This is a genomic window from Ciceribacter lividus, assembly GCF_003337715.1.
GTDB classification, from domain to species: domain Bacteria; phylum Pseudomonadota; class Alphaproteobacteria; order Rhizobiales; family Rhizobiaceae; genus Allorhizobium; species Allorhizobium lividum.
The window spans coordinates 23,158-40,296 of record NZ_QPIX01000014.1; the positions used below are offsets into that span (position 1 = coordinate 23,158).

Below are 17,139 nucleotides of genomic sequence, written 5' to 3' on the forward strand. Positions count from 1 at the left end.
TCATCGACTGAAACTTCAAAGCCCCGCACGCCGCGGGGCTTCTTGGTTCTACAGCGCGCTCTCGCTGGACGACGCCAGCGGTCAACCGTGACCATGCTGTCTGAGAACGATACTGATCTCATCGAGAATTGCGGGATCGTCGATCGTGGCGGGCATTTTCCAGGGCAAACCGTCGGCAATCTTCTGCATCGTCCCGCGCAGGATTTTGCCGGATCTGGTCTTTGGTAGCCGCTCGACCTTCATCACGGTCTTGAACGCCGCCACCGGGCCGATCTCATCGCGGACAAGCTGAACGACTTCACGCTGTATGACCGAGAAGTCACGCGAGACATTGTTCTTCAGGACGAGGAAGCCGCAAGGGATCTGTCCCTTGAGGTCATCGGCGATACCGATGACTGCACATTCGGCAACATCCGGATGCATAGCGCAGACCTCTTCCATAGCGCCCGTAGAAAGGCGATGACCGGCGCAATTGATGATGTCGTCGGTGCGCGCCATGACAAAAACGTAGCCGTCCTCGTCAATCATGCCGGCATCGGCGGTCTTGTAGTAGCCGGGAAACTCCTCGAGACAGGCGGAACGGAAACGCTCCTCGGCATTCCAGAAGCTGACGAGGCAGCCGGGAGGTAGAGGAAGCTTCACGACGATATTGCCGAGCGTTCCCTTCGGAACAGGATGTCCGGCGTCATCGAGCACGTCGATCGCATATCCGGGCATCGCCACAGTGGGGGATCCGTATTTGACCGGGAGAAGACCGAGGCCTGCCGGATTGGCCGCCATCGGCCAGCCGGTTTCCGTCTGCCACCAGTGATCGATCACCGGAACCTTGAGCATCCTTTCCGCCCATTTGATCGTTTCCGGGTCGGCGCGTTCGCCCGCGAGGAACAACGAACGGAGACCGGAAAGATCATACCGCCGGATATGCTCGCCATCGGAATCATCGCGACGGATGGCACGGAAGGCGGTGGGCGCAGTAAACAGCGCCTTTACGTCGTGCTCTGATACAACTCGCCAGAAAGTTCCCGCGTCGGGCGTACCGACCGGCTTGCCTTCGAAGATCACCGTAGTGTTTCCGGCAAGAAGAGGCCCATAGACGATGTAGGAGTGACCGACGACCCAGCCGATGTCCGACGCCGCCCAGAAGACCTCGCCCGGGACGACTCCGTAGATGTTCTCCATCGTCCACTGAAGCGCGACCATGTGCCCGCCGTTGTCGCGAACGACGCCCTTCGGTTGCCCCGTCGTACCCGACGTATAGAGAACGTAGAGCGGATCGGTCGCGAGCACCGGTTCACACCGGACATCGGTGCCGTTCGCGCGCTCAATTTCGACGGCCTTCGCGAAATCGACATCCCCATGCTCATACCGCAGTGGCGCATGGAGCTGGTCACGTTGCAGAACAAAGCAATATTCGGGCTTTACCTGCGCCATGTCGATCGCATGGTCGAGAAGCGGCTTGTAGGGAACGATGCGCCCGGGCTCGAGACCGCAGCTCGCGCTGATGATCACCTTCGCCTTCGAGTCGTCTATTCGGGTGGCAAGTTCGTGTGCGGCGAAGCCGCCAAACACCACCGAATGGATGGCTCCGAGCCGCGCGCAGGCGAGCATGGAGAACACCGCTTCCGGAATCATCGGCATATAGATGATGACGCGATCACCCTTGGTCACGCCGTGGTTTCTGAGTACCGCGGCGATCGCCGTCACTTCCATCAGTACTTCATTGTAGGTGAAGCTCTTCTTTTCACCTGTCATCGGGCTGTCGTAGATGACGGCAGCCTGTTCGCCACGGCCGTTGGCTACATGCCGATCGAGACAATTGTGACAGGTGTTCGTCTCCGCACCGACGAACCAGCGACCATAGGCGCCCATGCTGCCGTCAAACACCTTGTCGGCAGGGCGGAACCAATCGATCTTGGCCGCTTGCTCTCCCCAAAAGGCTTCCGGATCACGCTCCCACGAGCGATAGGTATCCAGGTACTTGCTCTCCATGACGTCCTCCCGAACCAACCTCTTGCAAGATTGGCGGGATATTAGGCAGGCGCCTGCGCAGTGGAAAGCCAGACGAAAGCCTATGGCGTGTGCGGACAGATGGCCGCTGGCAAGCGGTCAACGTGTGCCGAAAATCGCCGAGCCAACCCGGACGCTGGTTGCGCCGAACTCAATCGCCGTCTCGAAGTCCCCTGACATGCCCATGGAGAGCTTGCCCAGGCCGCATTCTGCCGCGAGCTTTGCCAACAACGCGAAGTGCGGTCCCGGATTCTCGTCCGCCGGCGGGATACACATGAGCCCCTCGACGGGCAACCCGAGTTCGTGGACACAGAATCGGACGAATTCGGCCGCCTCGTCGGGTGTGATACCGGCCTTCTGAGGTTCGAGTCCGGTGTTCACCTGGACATAGAATCGCGGCGTGCGTCCCTGCCGTCGTGTCTCCTCGCTCAAAACTCGGGCGATTTTCTCCCGGTCGACCGTCTCGATGACGTCGAAGAGCGCGACGGCATCCGCAGCCTTATTCGACTGCAGCGGACCGATCAGATGCAGCTCGACGCCGGCAGTCTCGGCCTTCAGCTGCGGCCACTTTTGCTGCGCCTCCTGCACGCGATTCTCGCCGAATATCCTCTGACCGTGGATGATCGCCTCACGAACGACATCGGCCGGAAACGTCTTGGACACGGCAACGAGCTGCACCGAATCCGGCTCACGACCTACCCTTTTCGCCGCCGACTCGACACGAGCGATCACGTTGTCCAACTGTTCCGCGATTGTCATTTCTATCCTTCCATTGATCGACTCACCACGCCCATCATCACCTCTGCGGGTGCAACGAAGCAAGCCGCTTCGACGGATGCCCACGCCCCGGCTTCCATTAGGCTTTCCGACTGCGAAGTGCCCGGAAAACTTGACGCTTGGTCGGTTTCGTGGTGAAGGTCACGCCGACCCTCCTTGATTTTCCGGAAATGCGACAAATGGCTACCGAACGTTACAATCCGCGCGATGCCGAACCTCGTTGGCAGGCGAAATGGTCAGATGCTGCCGTCTTCGTGACGGACAACAACGACAAGCGCGAGAAATACTACGTCCTCGAAATGTTCCCGTACCCGTCGGGACGCATTCATATGGGCCATGTACGCAACTACGCGATGGGCGACGTTGTCGCTCGCTACAAACGTGCTCGTGGCTACAATGTGCTGCATCCTATGGGCTGGGATGCGTTCGGCATGCCGGCCGAGAATGCGGCGATGCAAAACAAGGTGCATCCGAAGGACTGGACCTATCAGAACATCGCGACAATGCGCGGCCAGCTGAAGTCGATGGGCCTTTCGCTGGACTGGTCGCGAGAGTTCGCAACCTGCGACGTCGACTACTATCATCGCCAGCAGTATCTCTTCCTCGACATGATGGAAAAGGGACTCGTCTATCGCAAGCAGTCGAAGGTCAACTGGGACCCGGTCGACCAGACCGTGCTGGCCAACGAGCAGGTGATCGAAGGCCGTGGCTGGCGTTCCGGAGCCCTGGTCGAGCAGCGCGAATTGACCCAGTGGTTCTTCAAGATTACGGACTTCAGCGAAGATCTGCTCAAGGCACTCGACACGCTCGATCAGTGGCCCGAAAAGGTGCGTCTGATGCAGAAGAACTGGATCGGACGGTCCGAGGGTCTGTCGCTGCGCTGGGAAATCGCGGGCAATACGCGCCCAGACGGCTTCTCCGAGATTACCGTCTACACCACACGGCCAGATACGCTTTTCGGCGCGTCCTTCCTTGCGATCGCGGCCGATCATCCGCTGGCAAAGGCGCTGGCGGAGAAAGACAACGATATCGCTTCCTTCTGTGACGAATGCCGTCGTGCCGGCACGTCGCTCGCGGCTCTGGAGACCGCCGAGAAGAAGGGGATCGATACCGGTGTGAAGGTCCGTCATCCCTTCGATCCGAATTGGGAACTGCCTGTCTATGTGGCGAACTTCGTCCTCATGGAATACGGCACGGGCGCGATCTTCGGTTGCCCTTCTGGCGACCAGCGCGACCTGGATTTCGCGCGCAAGTACGGACTTCCGGTCGTTCCGGTCGTCATGCCGGCGGATGGCGATGCTGCCAGTTTCTCGATCGACGCGGCCGCCTATGACGGCGACGGTGTCATGATCAACTCGCGTTTTCTCGACGGCATGACGACGACGGAGGCTTTCGAAGCGACCGTCGCGAGGCTGTCGGCACAGACGCTGAACGGAGCACCACAGGGCGAACGCAAGGTGAATTTCCGGCTTCGCGATTGGGGTATTTCCCGTCAGCGCTATTGGGGCTGCCCTATCCCGGTCATCCACTGCGATGATTGTGGTGTCCTGCCGGTGCCGAAGAAGGACCTCCCGGTAAAACTGCCGGACGACGTTACCTTCGACATCCCCGGCAATCCCTTGGACAGGCATCCCTCGTGGAGGCATGTCGCCTGCCCCCATTGTGGCAAGGACGCCCGCCGGGAAACCGACACCATGGATACCTTCGTCGATTCCAGCTGGTATTTTGCGCGGTTCACCGCACCGTGGGAGGACCGACCGACGGATCCATCGGCAGCTGACCACTGGCTGCCGGTCGACCAGTATATCGGCGGGATCGAACACGCCATCCTGCACCTCCTCTACTCCCGCTTCTTTACTCGGGCGATGCGCGAGACCGGTCACGTCAGCCTCAGCGAACCTTTCAAGGGGCTGTTCACCCAGGGGATGGTCGTACACGAGACCTACAAGTTGGGATCGGGAAGCGGCGGGCAGTGGGTCGCACCGGCCGATGTGCGCATTGAAGAGATAGACGGCACCCGCCGCGCTTCCCTGATCGCCACCGGTGAAGACGTTACGATCGGCTCGATCGAGAAGATGTCGAAGTCGAAGAAGAACGTGGTCGACCCGGATGACATTATCGCCTCGTATGGAGCCGATACCGCTCGCTTCTTCGTGCTTTCGGACTCGCCGCCCGACCGTGACGTCATCTGGTCGGAATCGGGCGTCGAGGGAGCACATCGCTTCATCCAGCGCGTATGGCGTCTGCTCTCCGAGGCTTCGGAGCGAATGGACGGGGTTGTTGCGAATCCGGCTAAGAATGGCGATGCGCTTGCCATCTCGCAGATCGCGCATAGGACCCTGAACGCAGTCCAGAGCGATTACGACAAGTTGGCCTTCAACAAGGCTGTTGCTCGCATTTATGAGTTCGTCAATGCGCTCGCCGCACCTTTGACGAAGGTGGCCGCAGGTGAGGCTGACGCGACCTATGTCGCTGCGGTCAAGAACGCCTCGAACATCCTTGTCCAACTGATCGCTCCGATGACACCGCACCTTGCGGAAGAGTGCTGGCAGGTTCTTGGCAATCCGGGTATGGTGGCGCAAGCTCCGTGGCCGATGTTCGACCCTGAGCTCGTGACCGAGAGCGAGATCGTCCTGCCGGTGCAGATCAACGGAAAGAAGCGCGCTGAATTGACAATCGCTCGCGAGGCGGATCAAACTGCTGTCCAGAACGCGGTCCTAGCCCTTGACGCCGTCAGGGCTGCCCTGAACGGGCAGGTGCCGAAAAAGATCATCGTGGTACCTCAGAGGATCGTCAACATTGTCATCTGAACCCGTCGCTCATCCGATCCCGCGGCTTCTTCTTGGCTTGAGCTTGGCGCTGATGCTCGCCGGCTGTCAGGTTCGCGCATTGCACGACGGTTCAGCAGGCAGGGCTGAAAGTCTGGGAGCGATCGCCTACTCGCAGCCTGAGAGCCGCATCGGCCAAGAGGTTCGCAACCACTTGGTTTTCCTGACCGGAGGGGGCGCCGGGGAGCCGGCTACTCCGCAGTACACAGTCGACATGAACGTCCAGTCTCGGACGATGGGGGTTCTTCTGGAGCAGTCTTCGGATGTTCCGAAAGCGGGACGCGTAATCGTCTCTGCTGATTACACACTTACACGCGTGTCGGACGGAGCGGTCCTGCGCACCGGGCGTCGCCAGATCGTTGCCCCGGTCGATTATCCCGCGCAGGAATTTGCCAAGCTGCGTGCGATCCGCGATGCGGAGGACAGAGGCGCCCACCAGTTGGCCGAGCTTATTAGGGCCGACATCGCAACGATTATCGGGCGCTGAGCAAGCGCCGCGATGTCGGAGATCAAGTCAGGCGAATTTGAGAGTTTTCTCCAAAGATCGGCAAGGCATTATAGGCTCTTTGTCGTGTACGGCCCGGATCGGGGACTTGTCTCCGAACGCGCCGGCCAACTGGCGAAGGCTACCGGCGTCGATTTGGATGACCCTTTTTCCATCATTCGCCTGGACGCAAGCGAGCTTCAGGGAGATCCGGGACGTCTGATAGACGAGGTAAACGCCTTCGGTCTTTTTGGCGGCGAGAAACTCGTCTGGATCAAGGACGCTGCCAACGAGAAAGCCTTGGTTGAGGGACTCCAGTACCTCAGCGAGAGCCCGCCGGAAACAAGTTATGTCATCGTGGAGGCTGGCGATGTCAAGAAGGGCGCACTGCTCCGTAAGACCGCGGAGACCGCCCGCACGATCGCGGCGATTGCCTGCTACCAGGACGATACGCGCCAGTTGAATGCACTTATCGACAGCGAGCTCGCCGCAACCGGCCTGCGAATGACGCCCGCCGCCCGTGAACTGCTGCTTGATCTACTCGGTGGCGACCGGATTGCCTCCCGTAATGAAATCAGGAAGCTTGTGCTCTACTGCCTCGGTCGGGAGGTGATCGATGAGGATCATGTCAGAGAGATCATCGGAGATGCCAGCGGCATATCCACCGATGAGGTTGTCGATGCGGTTTTGACGGGCGATCCGGACGCCTTCCTTCACGCGATTCAGAAGATTGCAGCCTCGAAGACGCCGATATTTCTTGTTCTCCAATCCTGCCTGAGACAGCTTCAGCAGCTCGACATGATGCGCTCGGAAATGGAAGACCGGAGAATGCAGCCTGCTCAAGTCATGCAGAGCCTTGGCCGTGGCATACATTTCAGACGCAAGCCAATCGTGGAGCGAGCTCTTCGAAACTGGAGTTCCACGGATCTCTCGCGCGAGGCTGCGAAGCTCCAGGCTGCCATCCTGCAATCTCGCCAGAGGCCGGTACTGGAAGACAACCTCGCTCTACAGACGCTTCTCTCCATCACCCTGCAGGCGTCACGTCGTAACAGGCAGGGTTGATAGACACTCGTCAGCGCCCCTCAAGCAGCCGGCATATTTCCTCCAACTGATCCAACGACTTGTAGCCGATGCGAATCTGGCCGCCCGCGCCTTTGTGGCTTATGGCAACAGATAGACCCAGTCGGTCGGAGAGACTACGTTCAAGCGCAATGGTATCGGAGTCCTTCGTCTCCCGCTGCGCGGCCGCTGCCGGCTCGTTTTGAGCCTTGATCTGATTCTGCGCGAGCCGCTCGGCATCGCGTACTGAAAGTCCTCTCGTGGCAATCGTCTTTGCCAGTGCAACTGGGTCCGGCGTTGATACGAGTGCCCTCGCATGACCGGCAGACAGGGCTCCCTCGGCGAGCATGTCCCTCACCGGGTCGGGCAGCTTCAGCAGACGCAGGCTGTTCGCCACATGGCTCCGGCTCTTGCCGATGATCTCGCCAAGATCGTTTTGAGTGTACCCGTGCTCCGCAATCAGTTGCTCGTAGCCGAGAGCCTCTTCCAGCGGGTTGAGATCCGCGCGCTGAACGTTCTCGACGATTGCCAATTCCAGAGCGGTCCTGTCGTCGACGTCCCGCACGATGACGGGAATTTCGGTGAGCCCGGCAAGTTGGGCAGCACGCCAGCGTCTTTCGCCGGCTATTATTTCGTAACGGTCCGCACCGGCTGTCCTGACGACCACCGGCTGCACGATCCCGTGCTGACGGACAGATCCAGCAAGATCCTGCAGCTCGGCCTCGTCGAAGTAGCGTCGAGGGTTACGCGGGTTGCGAGAAACGAATTCGATAGGAACCATACGGTCGGGATTGATCGACGGGCGTGCACTTCCCACGGGGAGCGGTTGATCCATTTCGCCGATAAGTGCTGCCAATCCGCGCCCGAGGCGGCGCTTGGAAAAATCGTCGCTCATACTTGCCTCACCTCACAAAAACAAAATGCAGCGCTACGCGGCTCGCCGCTGACGCTCCCGTTGTATGACCTCGGATGCGAGCTGAAGATAGGCCTGGCTGCCGGCGCATTTCAGATCATAGAGAATCGCTGGTTTTCCATACGAGGGCGCTTCCGATACGCGCACATTACGCGGAATGAGCGTCGAATACACCTTTTCGCCGAGGTGGGTGCGTACATCGGAGACAACCTGTTGGGCCAGATTGTTGCGCGAGTCGAACATTGTCAGGACAATGCCTTGTATGTCCAAGGTCGGATTGACGCTGTGACGAACCTGATTGATCGTTTCGAGCAGCTGACTAAGGCCCTCGAGCGCAAAGAACTCGCACTGCAACGGCACCAGGACAGAATGCGCGGCTGCCATGGCGTTCATCGTAAGGAGGTTGAACGACGGCGGGCAGTCGATCAGAATATAGCTGTATTGTTGCGCATCTTCTTCCAGAAGAGCCTTCTTAAGTCTGAACACTCGATCGGCCTGCTGGGAAATTTCCATCTCCAGCCCGAGAAGATCGAGCGTGGACGGCACGATAGACAGGTTTGGCACAGCCGTCTGTAAGGCAGCATCCTCAATACGATGACTTCCGACGAGTACATCGTAGGACGAGTAACGACGCTCCCTGCGTTCAATCCCGAGACCTGTGCTGGCATTTCCCTGAGGATCGAGATCGACGATCAGGACACGCTCTCCGATTGCCGCAAGCGCCGTAGCGAGATTGATTGCAGTCGTCGTCTTTCCGACGCCGCCCTTTTGATTGGCAATGGTAATGATCCGGTTCTTCTCGCCAGCCATACTGCTACCCGACTCTGCTTAGACTTTCCGCATCAGATGAGCGATTTCCAGAATGACGGAATCCGCCTCTATCGCACTCTGATGTTGTAGCAGATCAAAAGACCAACGACCATGAGCTTTGTCCACTTCGGACTGGTAATCCCGTCCTTTGTGGAAGAAATAACGTAGGTCGGGGTTGCGTTCAGCCCACGGTTCCGCGAAATCAAGCAGCGTGTCGAGTGCGGCGAGGGCTCGCGCGGATATCGCATCGCAGTGCTGAATCTCACTGTGCGCTTCCTCAATTCGGCAAGCGTGAACACTCCCTCGCGCGCCAGTTTCACTGAGTGCGATGCGTAGGAAACTCGCCTTCTTGTGATTGCTTTCAACAAGATGAACCCATCCAGCACCTGTTTCGGCCAGGAGAATAGCGGTGATGACACCCGGGAAGCCTCCGCCGCTTCCGAGATCCACCCACTGCTTCGGCTCGGGAGAAAGGGCAAAGACTTGCGCGCTGTCCGCGATGTGGCGAGCCCACAGGTCGTCCTTGGTCGAGGTGGCGACCAGATTGATGGCGCGCGACCACTTGCGAAAGAGTTCGGCAAATAGGCTGAGCCGCTCTGACGTTTCACGTGAAACACGTAGGCCGATTATATCCAGGGAAAGACTCTCCTGCATTGCGTCAACTCACCATCCGCAGTTCTGCGCGCTTGAGATGCGCAATCAGCAGCGAGAGCGCAGCAGGCGTCATGCCGTCCAACCGAGAGGCCTGAGCAATACTCCACGGCCGTGCGGCCTCCAGCTTCTGCCTGAGCTCATTCGAAAGCCCCGATAGTCCCGTATAGGCGAAGTCCGTCGGAATCAGTCGATCCTCCTCCTTCCGAACTGCGGCAATATCCGCCTCCTGTCGATCGATATAGACCGCATAGGCTGCGTGTATTTCCACGGCTTGGGTCACACGCGGCTGCCACTCGGGAAGATCGCTCCATACGCCGCGCAGCGTACTTAGTGTCATCCCAGGATAGGAAAGAAGTTCCAATCCGCTACGTCGACGGCCATCCTGGTTGACCGCAATCCCCACCCGCGCCGCGGCACTCGGAGAAAGCGTCCGTGCGGAAAGCTCCGTAAGGGCGTCCTCGACCTCGCGTCGATAGGCCGAGAAACGCGTCGCGCGTTCGGACCCTACGCAGCCGAATTGGATCCCGAGTGGTGTCAGTCGCTCGTCAGCGTTGTCGACTCGCAGGCTCAGCCGGTACTCGGAGCGCGAGGTGAACATACGGTAAGGCTCGGCGACGCCGCGGGAGGTAAGATCATCGATCATCACGCCGATGTACGAATTCGTTCGACTGAAGACCACTGGCGCTCCACCGCCGGCGAGTTGCGCAGCGTTCAGTCCCGCAACGAGGCCCTGGGCACCAGCTTCCTCATATCCCGTCGTCCCGTTGATCTGCCCGGCCAGAAACAGACCAGGGATTGACTTCACCTCCAATGTCGGATGGAGCTCTCTCGGATCGACATGATCATATTCGATAGCATAGCCCGTCTGCAGAATGCGGACCCTCTCCAGCCCCGGGATGGTGCGAATGAATTCCTCTTGCACGTCCTCGGGCAGGGATGTCGAGATGCCGTTCGGATACACCGTATCGTCGTCGAGGCCCTCTGGCTCGAGGAAGATCTGATGCCCATCGCGGTCCCCGAACCGCATGATCTTGTCTTCGATGGAGGGGCAGTAGCGTGGCCCCACGCCCTCAATCTGCCCGGAATACATCGCCGAGAGGTGAATGTTCTCTCGAATTAGCGCATGTGTACGGTCCGTCGTCCGGGTAATCCCACACTCGATCTGAGGATTCGAAATTCTATCGGTGAGAAAAGAGAACGGCGTCGGCTCGTCATCTGCCGCCTGACGCTCAAGAGATGACCAATCAATCGTCCTTCCGTCAAGGCGCGCTGGGGTACCGGTCTTCAGACGCCCTAGCTTGAGGCCCGCCTGAGTAAGGGTTGCGCTCAGCCCTACGGACGGATCTTCCCCGATGCGGCCGGCTGGAATCTTCCGATCACCGATGTGGATCAAGCCCCGAAGGAACGTACCCGTCGTCAGAACGACTGCGCGGCCATTTACCCGTCGACCATCCCTGAGGATGACTGAATTAATTCCGGAAGTGGAACGATCTATGTCGAAGACATCGCCTTCCAGTATCTCCAGGTTGCCAAGGTCGAACAGCGCCTCCTGCAGCGCATTCTTGTAGAGCTTACGATCTGCCTGGGTTCGCGGCCCCCAGACTGCAGGCCCCTTCCGGCGGTTCAGCATGCGGAACTGTATCCCGCCACGGTCCGCACAACGCCCCATCAGGCCATCCAAAGCGTCGATCTCGCGAACCAGATGCCCCTTGCCCAGGCCGCCAATCGCCGGATTGCAGGACATCGTACCGACGGTCTCACGGCGATGAGTAATCAGGACAGTTCTCGCTCCCATCCGCGCCGCCGCCGCGGCCGCTTCCGATCCGGCATGGCCACCGCCGACGACGATCACATCAAAGGACATGTTATTCACCTTCCGCGTTCGCAGATTTCTTCGTTGGCAATCCCTAAGACGTCACGTGTTTCACGTGAATCACTTGCCCACGCAGAAGTCAGAGAAAATCTTCCCGAGCATCGACTCGATATCTATCTTCCCGGATATCCGCCCGAGGGCGTCCGACGCGCGCCGCAGGTGCTCCGCTCTGAGTTCAAGGCCGATATCGGTATTTCTCACAGCGTCGTCAATATTCGCGAGCACTTCGCGTAAATGCTGTCTCTGCCGAATCCGGCTCGGAATTGCAAGGGAGATCACATCGGTTCTCTGTTGTACGTGCCGAAGTATTGCCTGCCGTACCTCGTCCAAACCGATGTTCTGAACAGAAGATACCATCAAATCAAATGTTTGTTTCGGGAGAGAATCGGTTAGCAGATCGCTCTTCGTTCCGACGTTGATCACCGGAACGTCGCCGGGGCATTGCAGGTCACTGGCGGTGGACGTGGCGCTGGCGTCCCTCAGATAGAGAATGAGATCTGCTTCCGCCATCTTTCCGATTGCACGACGGATACCTTCCTGCTCGATCGGCTCATCTGTCTCCCGGATACCCGCGGTATCGAACAGATGAACAGCAAAACCCTCGATATTCAGCTCGCAGTGGAGGATGTCTCGCGTCGTACCGGCGTACTCCGTGACAATTGCGACCTCGCGATTGGCCAGGGCATTCAGTAAGCTCGACTTGCCAGCATTCGGAGCGCCGGCAATTACGACCCTGAAGCCATCCCGGATGATCTCGCCGGCCCTTTCCGCCTGAAGCTGCACTCTGACTTCATCCGCCAGGCTCTCAAGCGCCGGCCAGATGCGATCCGAGATAGAGCCCGGGATGTCACTTTCGTCAGCAAAGTCGAGCTCCGCCTCAACCATCGCCCTGGCGTGCAGCAGGCGCTCGCGCCACGTTCCGTAGATCGCCGACAGCCGGCCGAAACTCTGCTCTACAGCCAGCCGCCGCTGCATTTCGGTTTCTGCCGCAAGAAGATCGGCAAGACCCTCGATTTCAACCAAATCCAGCTTGCCGTTCTCAAAGGCCCGCCTTGAGAATTCTCCGGCCTCCGCCAGCCTGCAACGGTCGAATGTCTCCAATTCCGAAAGCAACGCCGCGACCACCGCCTTGCCTCCATGAAGATGGATTTCAGCGCAGTCCTCCCCGGTAAAGGAAGCAGGGCCATGAAAGACAATGACAAGCCCAGAGTCCAAGACGTTGCCATTACGGCTCCGAATCGATCGCAGGCTGGCATACCGGGGAGACGGAAGTTCGCCGCTAAGGGTCCTCACGATCGAAAGCGCACCCGGCCCGCTTAGCCGCACAACAGCGACGCCAGCGGGCAGACCACCAGATGAAAGCGCAAAGATCGTATCGTTGGACTCAGGGATCATCTTCGTACCCCGAACAGGCTTCGTTCCGTCAATCCTCGCGGTAGCGGCAGATGAATCCGGCTAAATACGCACCAGGATCAAGTGTTCATCGAGTCGAAGAAGTCGCCGTTGTTCTTTGTCTGCTTCAGCTTGTCGATGAGGAACTCGATGGCGTCCGTCGTACCCATCGGAGCCAAAATACGCCGCAGCACGAAGATCTTCTGAAGATCCTGACGCGGAACCAGCAAGTCTTCCTTACGAGTTCCGGACTTCAAGATGTCCATAGACGGGAAGATTCGCTTATCGGCAACCTTGCGATCGAGAACGATTTCCGAATTACCGGTGCCCTTGAATTCTTCGAAGATGACTTCGTCCATGCGGCTACCGGTATCAATCAAGGCAGTGGCGATGATCGTCAGAGACCCGCCTTCCTCAATGTTGCGGGCCGCCCCAAAGAACCGCTTGGGACGCTGCAGCGCATTCGCATCGACGCCGCCGGTCAGCACCTTGCCCGAGGACGGAACAACAGTGTTGTAAGCGCGACCGAGGCGCGTGATCGAATCAAGAAGGATGACAACGTCACGACCGTGCTCAACGAGCCGCTTAGCCTTCTCGATAACCATCTCGGCCACCTGGACATGCCGAACGGCGGGTTCGTCGAACGTCGAAGAGATAACCTCGCCCCGCACCGATCGCTGCATGTCGGTTACTTCTTCCGGACGCTCGTCGATCAGCAGGACGATTAGATAACATTCCGGATGGTTGGCCGTGATCGAATGCGCGATATTCTGCAACAGCACCGTCTTACCGGTTCGCGGCGGCGCCACGATCAGCGCGCGCTGGCCTTTGCCCAACGGGGCAACAAGATCAATCACACGCGCGGACAGATCCTTGGTCGGAGTCTCGAGTTCCATCTTGAACCGCTCGTTCGGATAAAGCGGCGTCAGATTGTCGAAATGAACCTTGTGGCGGATCTTCTCAGGATCCTCGAAATTGATCGTATTGACTTTCAGAAGCGCGAAGTAGCGCTCACCTTCCTTCGGCCCGCGAATTGGCCCCTCTACTGTATCGCCGGTCTTCAGGGAGAAGCGGCGGATCTGTGAGGGCGAGATATAAATGTCGTCCGGTCCCGGCAGGTAGTTTGCGTTGGCCGAACGGAGAAAGCCGAAGCCGTCCTGCAGAACTTCAACGACGCCTTCACCGATAATCTCAACGTCTTGCGCAGCCAGCATCTTAAGGATCGCGAACATCAGCTCCTGCTTGCGCATTGTGCTGGCATTCTCGACCTCGAGCGACTCCGCAAAGGTCAGCAGATCGGTCGGAGACTTGCTCTTGAGTTCTTGTAGCTTCATTTCAGCCATTAAGAGGAACCACGTTCTTTTGTAGGGAAGGGTGTGCTGATGCTGATCGGTACGGTTGATGGATCCGCAGGTGACAGGATGTCAGGCACACTGAACTAGATGGGATTTGCGGGAAAATAGCGATTCAGCCCTTCAGCCGCAAGCAAAAAGGCGAACCCGGTCCAAATTAGGCGAAAGACCGTGAGAATGGCTCAGAAAGGCTTCACGACAACCATGATGACGATGATGATCATCAATACCGTCGGGAGCTCATTCATCAATCGCCAGAACCGGGCAGTCTTCATGTAGTTGCCACGCGCAAAAACTGCAACGGCTCGTGCAAAATATCCATGCACCGCAGAGAGGGCAAATACAGCCGCGAGCTTCACATGAAGCCAGCCCCCCATGAAGCCGAATCCCTCCCAAGCCATGTAAAGGCCAAGGAGCCATGTAATCACCATCGCCGGGCGCATAATGATCTTCAGCAGTCGCTGCTCCATGACGGAGAAAGTCTCCGCCTGTTGCGAGCCCGGCGGTGCATCGAGATGATAGATGAACAGGCGCGGCATGTAGAGCATTCCCGCCATCCAGGAGATCACGGCTATGACGTGAAGCGCCTTGATCCAAAGGTAAAGCGCGTCCGGCTGCAGGAAGATGAGGCCAACCGCAACAAGGCAGAACAGCGCGATTGCGGTCGCGGCTCTCACAACGACTTTCCGTCCGGACGCCTTCGCCTTTTCCTCTGCCATCAGGCTTTACTCCCGCGCACTCGAGCGACCAGGGCTGCGACATTTTCCGGGTCAGCCTGAGGAGTGATTCCATGACCGAGATTGAAGATCAGAGGTCCGTTTCCAAGTGCCGTCAGGATTGCATCGACACCTTCTGCCAAGGCATTTCCGCCTGCTACGACGCGCATCGGATCGAGATTTCCCTGTACTGGTCCATCCTTCTGCAGCTCGGCGGCAAAAGAGAGTGGCACCGTCCAGTCGAGTCCGATCGCGTCGGCGCCTGTCTTCGTGCGGTAATTCGCCAGCATCAGGCCGGCTCCCTTCGCAAACGCGATTATTTTTGCCGACGGTCGTTGCGCCTTCACCGACGCAATGATCCTTGCCACCGGCTTGACGCAGTAGCGCTCGAACTCTTCCTCGCCGAGAACGCCTGCCCAGGAATCAAAAATCTGTAAAGCATCCGCGCCAGCATCGATCTGCGCCACCAGGTATTCGGCCGACAGCTCCGCGAGAACGGCCAGGAGGCGTTCAAACGCCTCCGGGTGCTGGTATCCAAACAGCCGTGCGGGGGCCTGATCGGGCGTTCCGTGGCCCGCGATCATGTAGGTGGCGACGGTCCACGGAGCACCGCAGAAACCCAACAGGGTCGTCTCGTTCGGCAACTCTTCGCGCAAGCGACGAACAGTCTCGAAGACAGGCCGAAGGTGCTCAAGAAAACCCGCGGGCTTCAGTGCTGCGATCTCATCTACCGAGATGGAATCCATCTGTGGGCCGTGACCCTCGGAAAAACGTACATTGCGGTGAAGTGCATCCGGTACCACAAGGATATCCGAAAACAGTATGGCTGCGTCGAAGCCATACCTGCGGATCGGCTGGAGGGTAACCTCGACGGCGAGATCAGGAGAGTAGCAGAGGTCGAGGAAGGTCTTCGCTCGTGAGCGTGTCGCCCTGTATTCGGGAAGATAACGCCCTGCCTGCCGCATGAGCCAAATCGGGGGCGGGTTCACGACCTCACCTCTCAAGACATCCATCACCTTCCGACGTGAATTGGCCAACGGTCGAACCTTCCAAAAAAAATATGAGATATGACTCTTCTTCTATTTCTAAGAGTCAGTGACTATCAAGGATTAAAGCTCCTCCCCAGGTGACAGGAGCTCTGCCGGCGATGTCTGAAATCCAAGCGATGAAATATCGCATGGTCATGCTCCATATCGGGGAGAGTGAAATATCTCATTTGATTTCAAATACTTGTAGGACTCGTGTCTTAAAAATTCAGCGTGGACAGTCTGTGGATAACGTGAGCCTTTCTTTCTTCTGTTCCCGCAATCCACAGATAGTGCCGCGATCTCTCCCTGCACGGCGGGATGTGGATAAAACGGCGCTTTTCCCCTTGCCTGGTAGCCTCGCGTGTCGCTACCTCTTCTTCTCCCAAGTTTTCAACAGATGAGCAAAAACAGCGTGGAGAACAGAAGAAACTTCTTCCATCTGCATCTGATTTCTGACTCGACCGGGGAGACTCTGATCTCGGCTGGACGAGCGGCTTCGGCGCAGTTCCATTCGAGTGTCGCAATCGAACACGTCTACCCTCTGATCCGTAACAAGCGGCAATTGACAGCAGTTCTCGAGGCGATCGATCAGGAGCCTGGAATTGTTCTCTACACGATCGTCGACCGCGAGCTTGCCGACCTCTTGGAATCGCGCTGTCGCGAGATGGGACTTCCGACCGTCAATGTCCTGGAGCCGGTGATGGCAATATTCCAGACATATCTCGGCGCTCCATCGCGCCGGCGGGTAGGCGCGCAGCACGCGCTTACGGCCGAGTATTTCGCGCGTATCGAAGCTCTCAATTTCACCATGGACCATGACGACGGCCAATTGCCCGGTGACTACGACGAGGCGGATGTGGTGCTTGTCGGCATCAGCCGTACGTCGAAGACACCAACGAGCATCTACCTGGCCAATCGCGGCATCAAGACAGCCAATGTTCCCATCGTCTGCGGCGTACCGTTGCCCGAGAGCCTGCTCGGTGCCACGAAACCATTGATTGTTGGCCTGATTGCCACAAGCGATCGGATTTCCCAAGTGCGGGGAAACCGCGAGCTCGGGACGACGTCCGGTTTTGACCAGCGTGATTATACGGACCGCGCATCAATCGCTGAAGAGCTCAAATATGCGCGTCTGCTCTGTGCTCGCCACAACTGGCCGCTGATCGATGTCACCAGACGGTCGATAGAAGAGACTGCCGCGGCGATCGTTGCCCTGAAGGTGAAGCTGCGTTAAGCGATTCCCAAT

General features: G+C 58.3%; 14 protein-coding genes. 4 read left to right on the forward strand and 10 right to left on the reverse strand.

Translation table 11 applies throughout. The features are described from left to right. Positions 1-81: 81 nt before the first annotated feature. Together DFR48_RS19735 and DFR48_RS19740 are read right to left on the reverse strand one after the other, a co-directional pair. A complete protein-coding gene (locus tag DFR48_RS19735) occupies positions 82-1,989 on the reverse strand; it encodes a propionyl-CoA synthetase (protein WP_114364934.1) in 1,908 nt (635 codons plus the stop codon). 117 nt (positions 1,990-2,106) lie between these two features. Next, complete coding sequence (locus tag DFR48_RS19740) at positions 2,107-2,766, reverse strand: YggS family pyridoxal phosphate-dependent enzyme (RefSeq protein WP_114364935.1); 660 nt, start codon at positions 2,764-2,766, stop codon at positions 2,107-2,109. 197 nt (positions 2,767-2,963) lie between these two features. On the opposite strand from DFR48_RS19740, the gene leuS reads away from it, so the two are divergent. From leuS to holA, 3 genes are read left to right on the forward strand one after another with little or no spacing between them, the layout of a single operon-like run. Further along, positions 2,964-5,594, forward strand: coding sequence for a leucine--tRNA ligase (gene leuS, locus DFR48_RS19745; RefSeq protein WP_114364993.1), 2,631 nt, complete (start codon positions 2,964-2,966; stop codon positions 5,592-5,594). After that, a complete protein-coding gene (locus DFR48_RS19750; RefSeq protein ID WP_245415671.1) occupies positions 5,584-6,099 on the forward strand; it encodes an LPS assembly lipoprotein LptE in 516 nt (171 codons plus the stop codon). Before leuS ends, DFR48_RS19750 begins: the two co-directional genes overlap by 11 nt. A 12-nt stretch (positions 6,100-6,111) precedes the next feature. Next, entirely contained in the window at positions 6,112-7,158 is a 1,047-nt protein-coding gene (gene holA / locus DFR48_RS19755; protein WP_114364936.1) for a DNA polymerase III subunit delta, read from the forward strand. A 10-nt stretch (positions 7,159-7,168) separates the two neighbouring features. On the opposite strand, the gene DFR48_RS19760 is transcribed toward holA, so the two are convergent. The 8 genes from DFR48_RS19760 to hemE form a co-directional block, all read right to left on the reverse strand. Further along, positions 7,169-8,050, reverse strand: a complete 882-nt coding sequence (locus DFR48_RS19760; RefSeq protein WP_114364937.1) for a ParB/RepB/Spo0J family partition protein — start codon at positions 8,048-8,050, stop codon at positions 7,169-7,171. Positions 8,051-8,083: 33 nt separating this feature from the next. Continuing rightward, on the reverse strand, positions 8,084-8,878 hold the full coding sequence (locus tag DFR48_RS19765) for a ParA family protein (protein ID WP_114364938.1): 795 nt from the start codon (positions 8,876-8,878) through the stop codon (positions 8,084-8,086). 18 nt (positions 8,879-8,896) lie between these two features. Beyond that, positions 8,897-9,514 carry a 16S rRNA (guanine(527)-N(7))-methyltransferase RsmG gene (gene rsmG / locus DFR48_RS19770; protein ID WP_170141944.1) on the reverse strand — a complete coding sequence of 206 codons (618 nt, stop codon included), beginning with the start codon at positions 9,512-9,514 and terminating at the stop codon, positions 8,897-8,899. A gap of 22 nt (positions 9,515-9,536) precedes the next feature. Beyond that, a complete protein-coding gene (gene mnmG / locus DFR48_RS19775) occupies positions 9,537-11,396 on the reverse strand; it encodes a tRNA uridine-5-carboxymethylaminomethyl(34) synthesis enzyme MnmG (protein WP_114364940.1) in 1,860 nt (619 codons plus the stop codon). Between the two features lie 69 nt (positions 11,397-11,465). Then, positions 11,466-12,800, reverse strand: a complete 1,335-nt coding sequence (mnmE, locus tag DFR48_RS19780; protein WP_114364941.1) for a tRNA uridine-5-carboxymethylaminomethyl(34) synthesis GTPase MnmE — start codon at positions 12,798-12,800, stop codon at positions 11,466-11,468. A gap of 77 nt (positions 12,801-12,877) precedes the next feature. Then, on the reverse strand, positions 12,878-14,140 hold the full coding sequence (gene rho / locus DFR48_RS19785; RefSeq protein ID WP_114364942.1) for a transcription termination factor Rho: 1,263 nt from the start codon (positions 14,138-14,140) through the stop codon (positions 12,878-12,880). Between the two features lie 191 nt (positions 14,141-14,331). Continuing rightward, positions 14,332-14,868 (reverse strand): protoporphyrinogen oxidase HemJ, encoded by a 537-nt coding sequence (hemJ, locus tag DFR48_RS19790; RefSeq protein ID WP_114364943.1) that lies wholly within the window; start codon positions 14,866-14,868, stop codon positions 14,332-14,334. Further along, positions 14,868-15,902: a uroporphyrinogen decarboxylase gene (gene hemE, locus DFR48_RS19795; protein ID WP_114364944.1), complete on the reverse strand. Its 1,035-nt coding sequence runs from the start codon at positions 15,900-15,902 to the stop codon at positions 14,868-14,870. The genes hemJ and hemE overlap by 1 nt, the downstream gene beginning before the upstream one ends. A 403-nt stretch (positions 15,903-16,305) precedes the next feature. On the opposite strand from hemE, the gene DFR48_RS19800 reads away from it, so the two are divergent. Next, positions 16,306-17,127, forward strand: coding sequence for a pyruvate, water dikinase regulatory protein (locus tag DFR48_RS19800; protein WP_114364945.1), 822 nt, complete (start codon positions 16,306-16,308; stop codon positions 17,125-17,127). Positions 17,128-17,139: the final 12 nt, after the last annotated feature.

Coding starts and splice junctions, on each gene's coding strand:
- DFR48_RS19740 (WP_114364935.1), bottom strand. CDS start 2,766: ATGACAATCGCGGAACAGTTGGACAACGTGATCGCTCGTGTCGAGTCG.
- mnmE (WP_114364941.1), bottom strand. CDS start 12,800: ATGATCCCTGAGTCCAACGATACGATCTTTGCGCTTTCATCTGGTGGT.
- DFR48_RS19735 (WP_114364934.1), bottom strand. CDS start 1,989: ATGGAGAGCAAGTACCTGGATACCTATCGCTCGTGGGAGCGTGATCCG.
- rho (WP_114364942.1), bottom strand. CDS start 14,140: ATGGCTGAAATGAAGCTACAAGAACTCAAGAGCAAGTCTCCGACCGAT.
- DFR48_RS19760 (WP_114364937.1), bottom strand. CDS start 8,050: ATGAGCGACGATTTTTCCAAGCGCCGCCTCGGGCGCGGATTGGCAGCA.
- leuS (WP_114364993.1), top strand. CDS start 2,964: ATGGCTACCGAACGTTACAATCCGCGCGATGCCGAACCTCGTTGGCAG.
- DFR48_RS19765 (WP_114364938.1), bottom strand. CDS start 8,878: ATGGCTGGCGAGAAGAACCGGATCATTACCATTGCCAATCAAAAGGGC.
- mnmG (WP_114364940.1), bottom strand. CDS start 11,396: ATGTCCTTTGATGTGATCGTCGTCGGCGGTGGCCATGCCGGATCGGAA.
- hemJ (WP_114364943.1), bottom strand. CDS start 14,868: ATGGCAGAGGAAAAGGCGAAGGCGTCCGGACGGAAAGTCGTTGTGAGA.
- holA (WP_114364936.1), top strand. CDS start 6,112: ATGTCGGAGATCAAGTCAGGCGAATTTGAGAGTTTTCTCCAAAGATCG.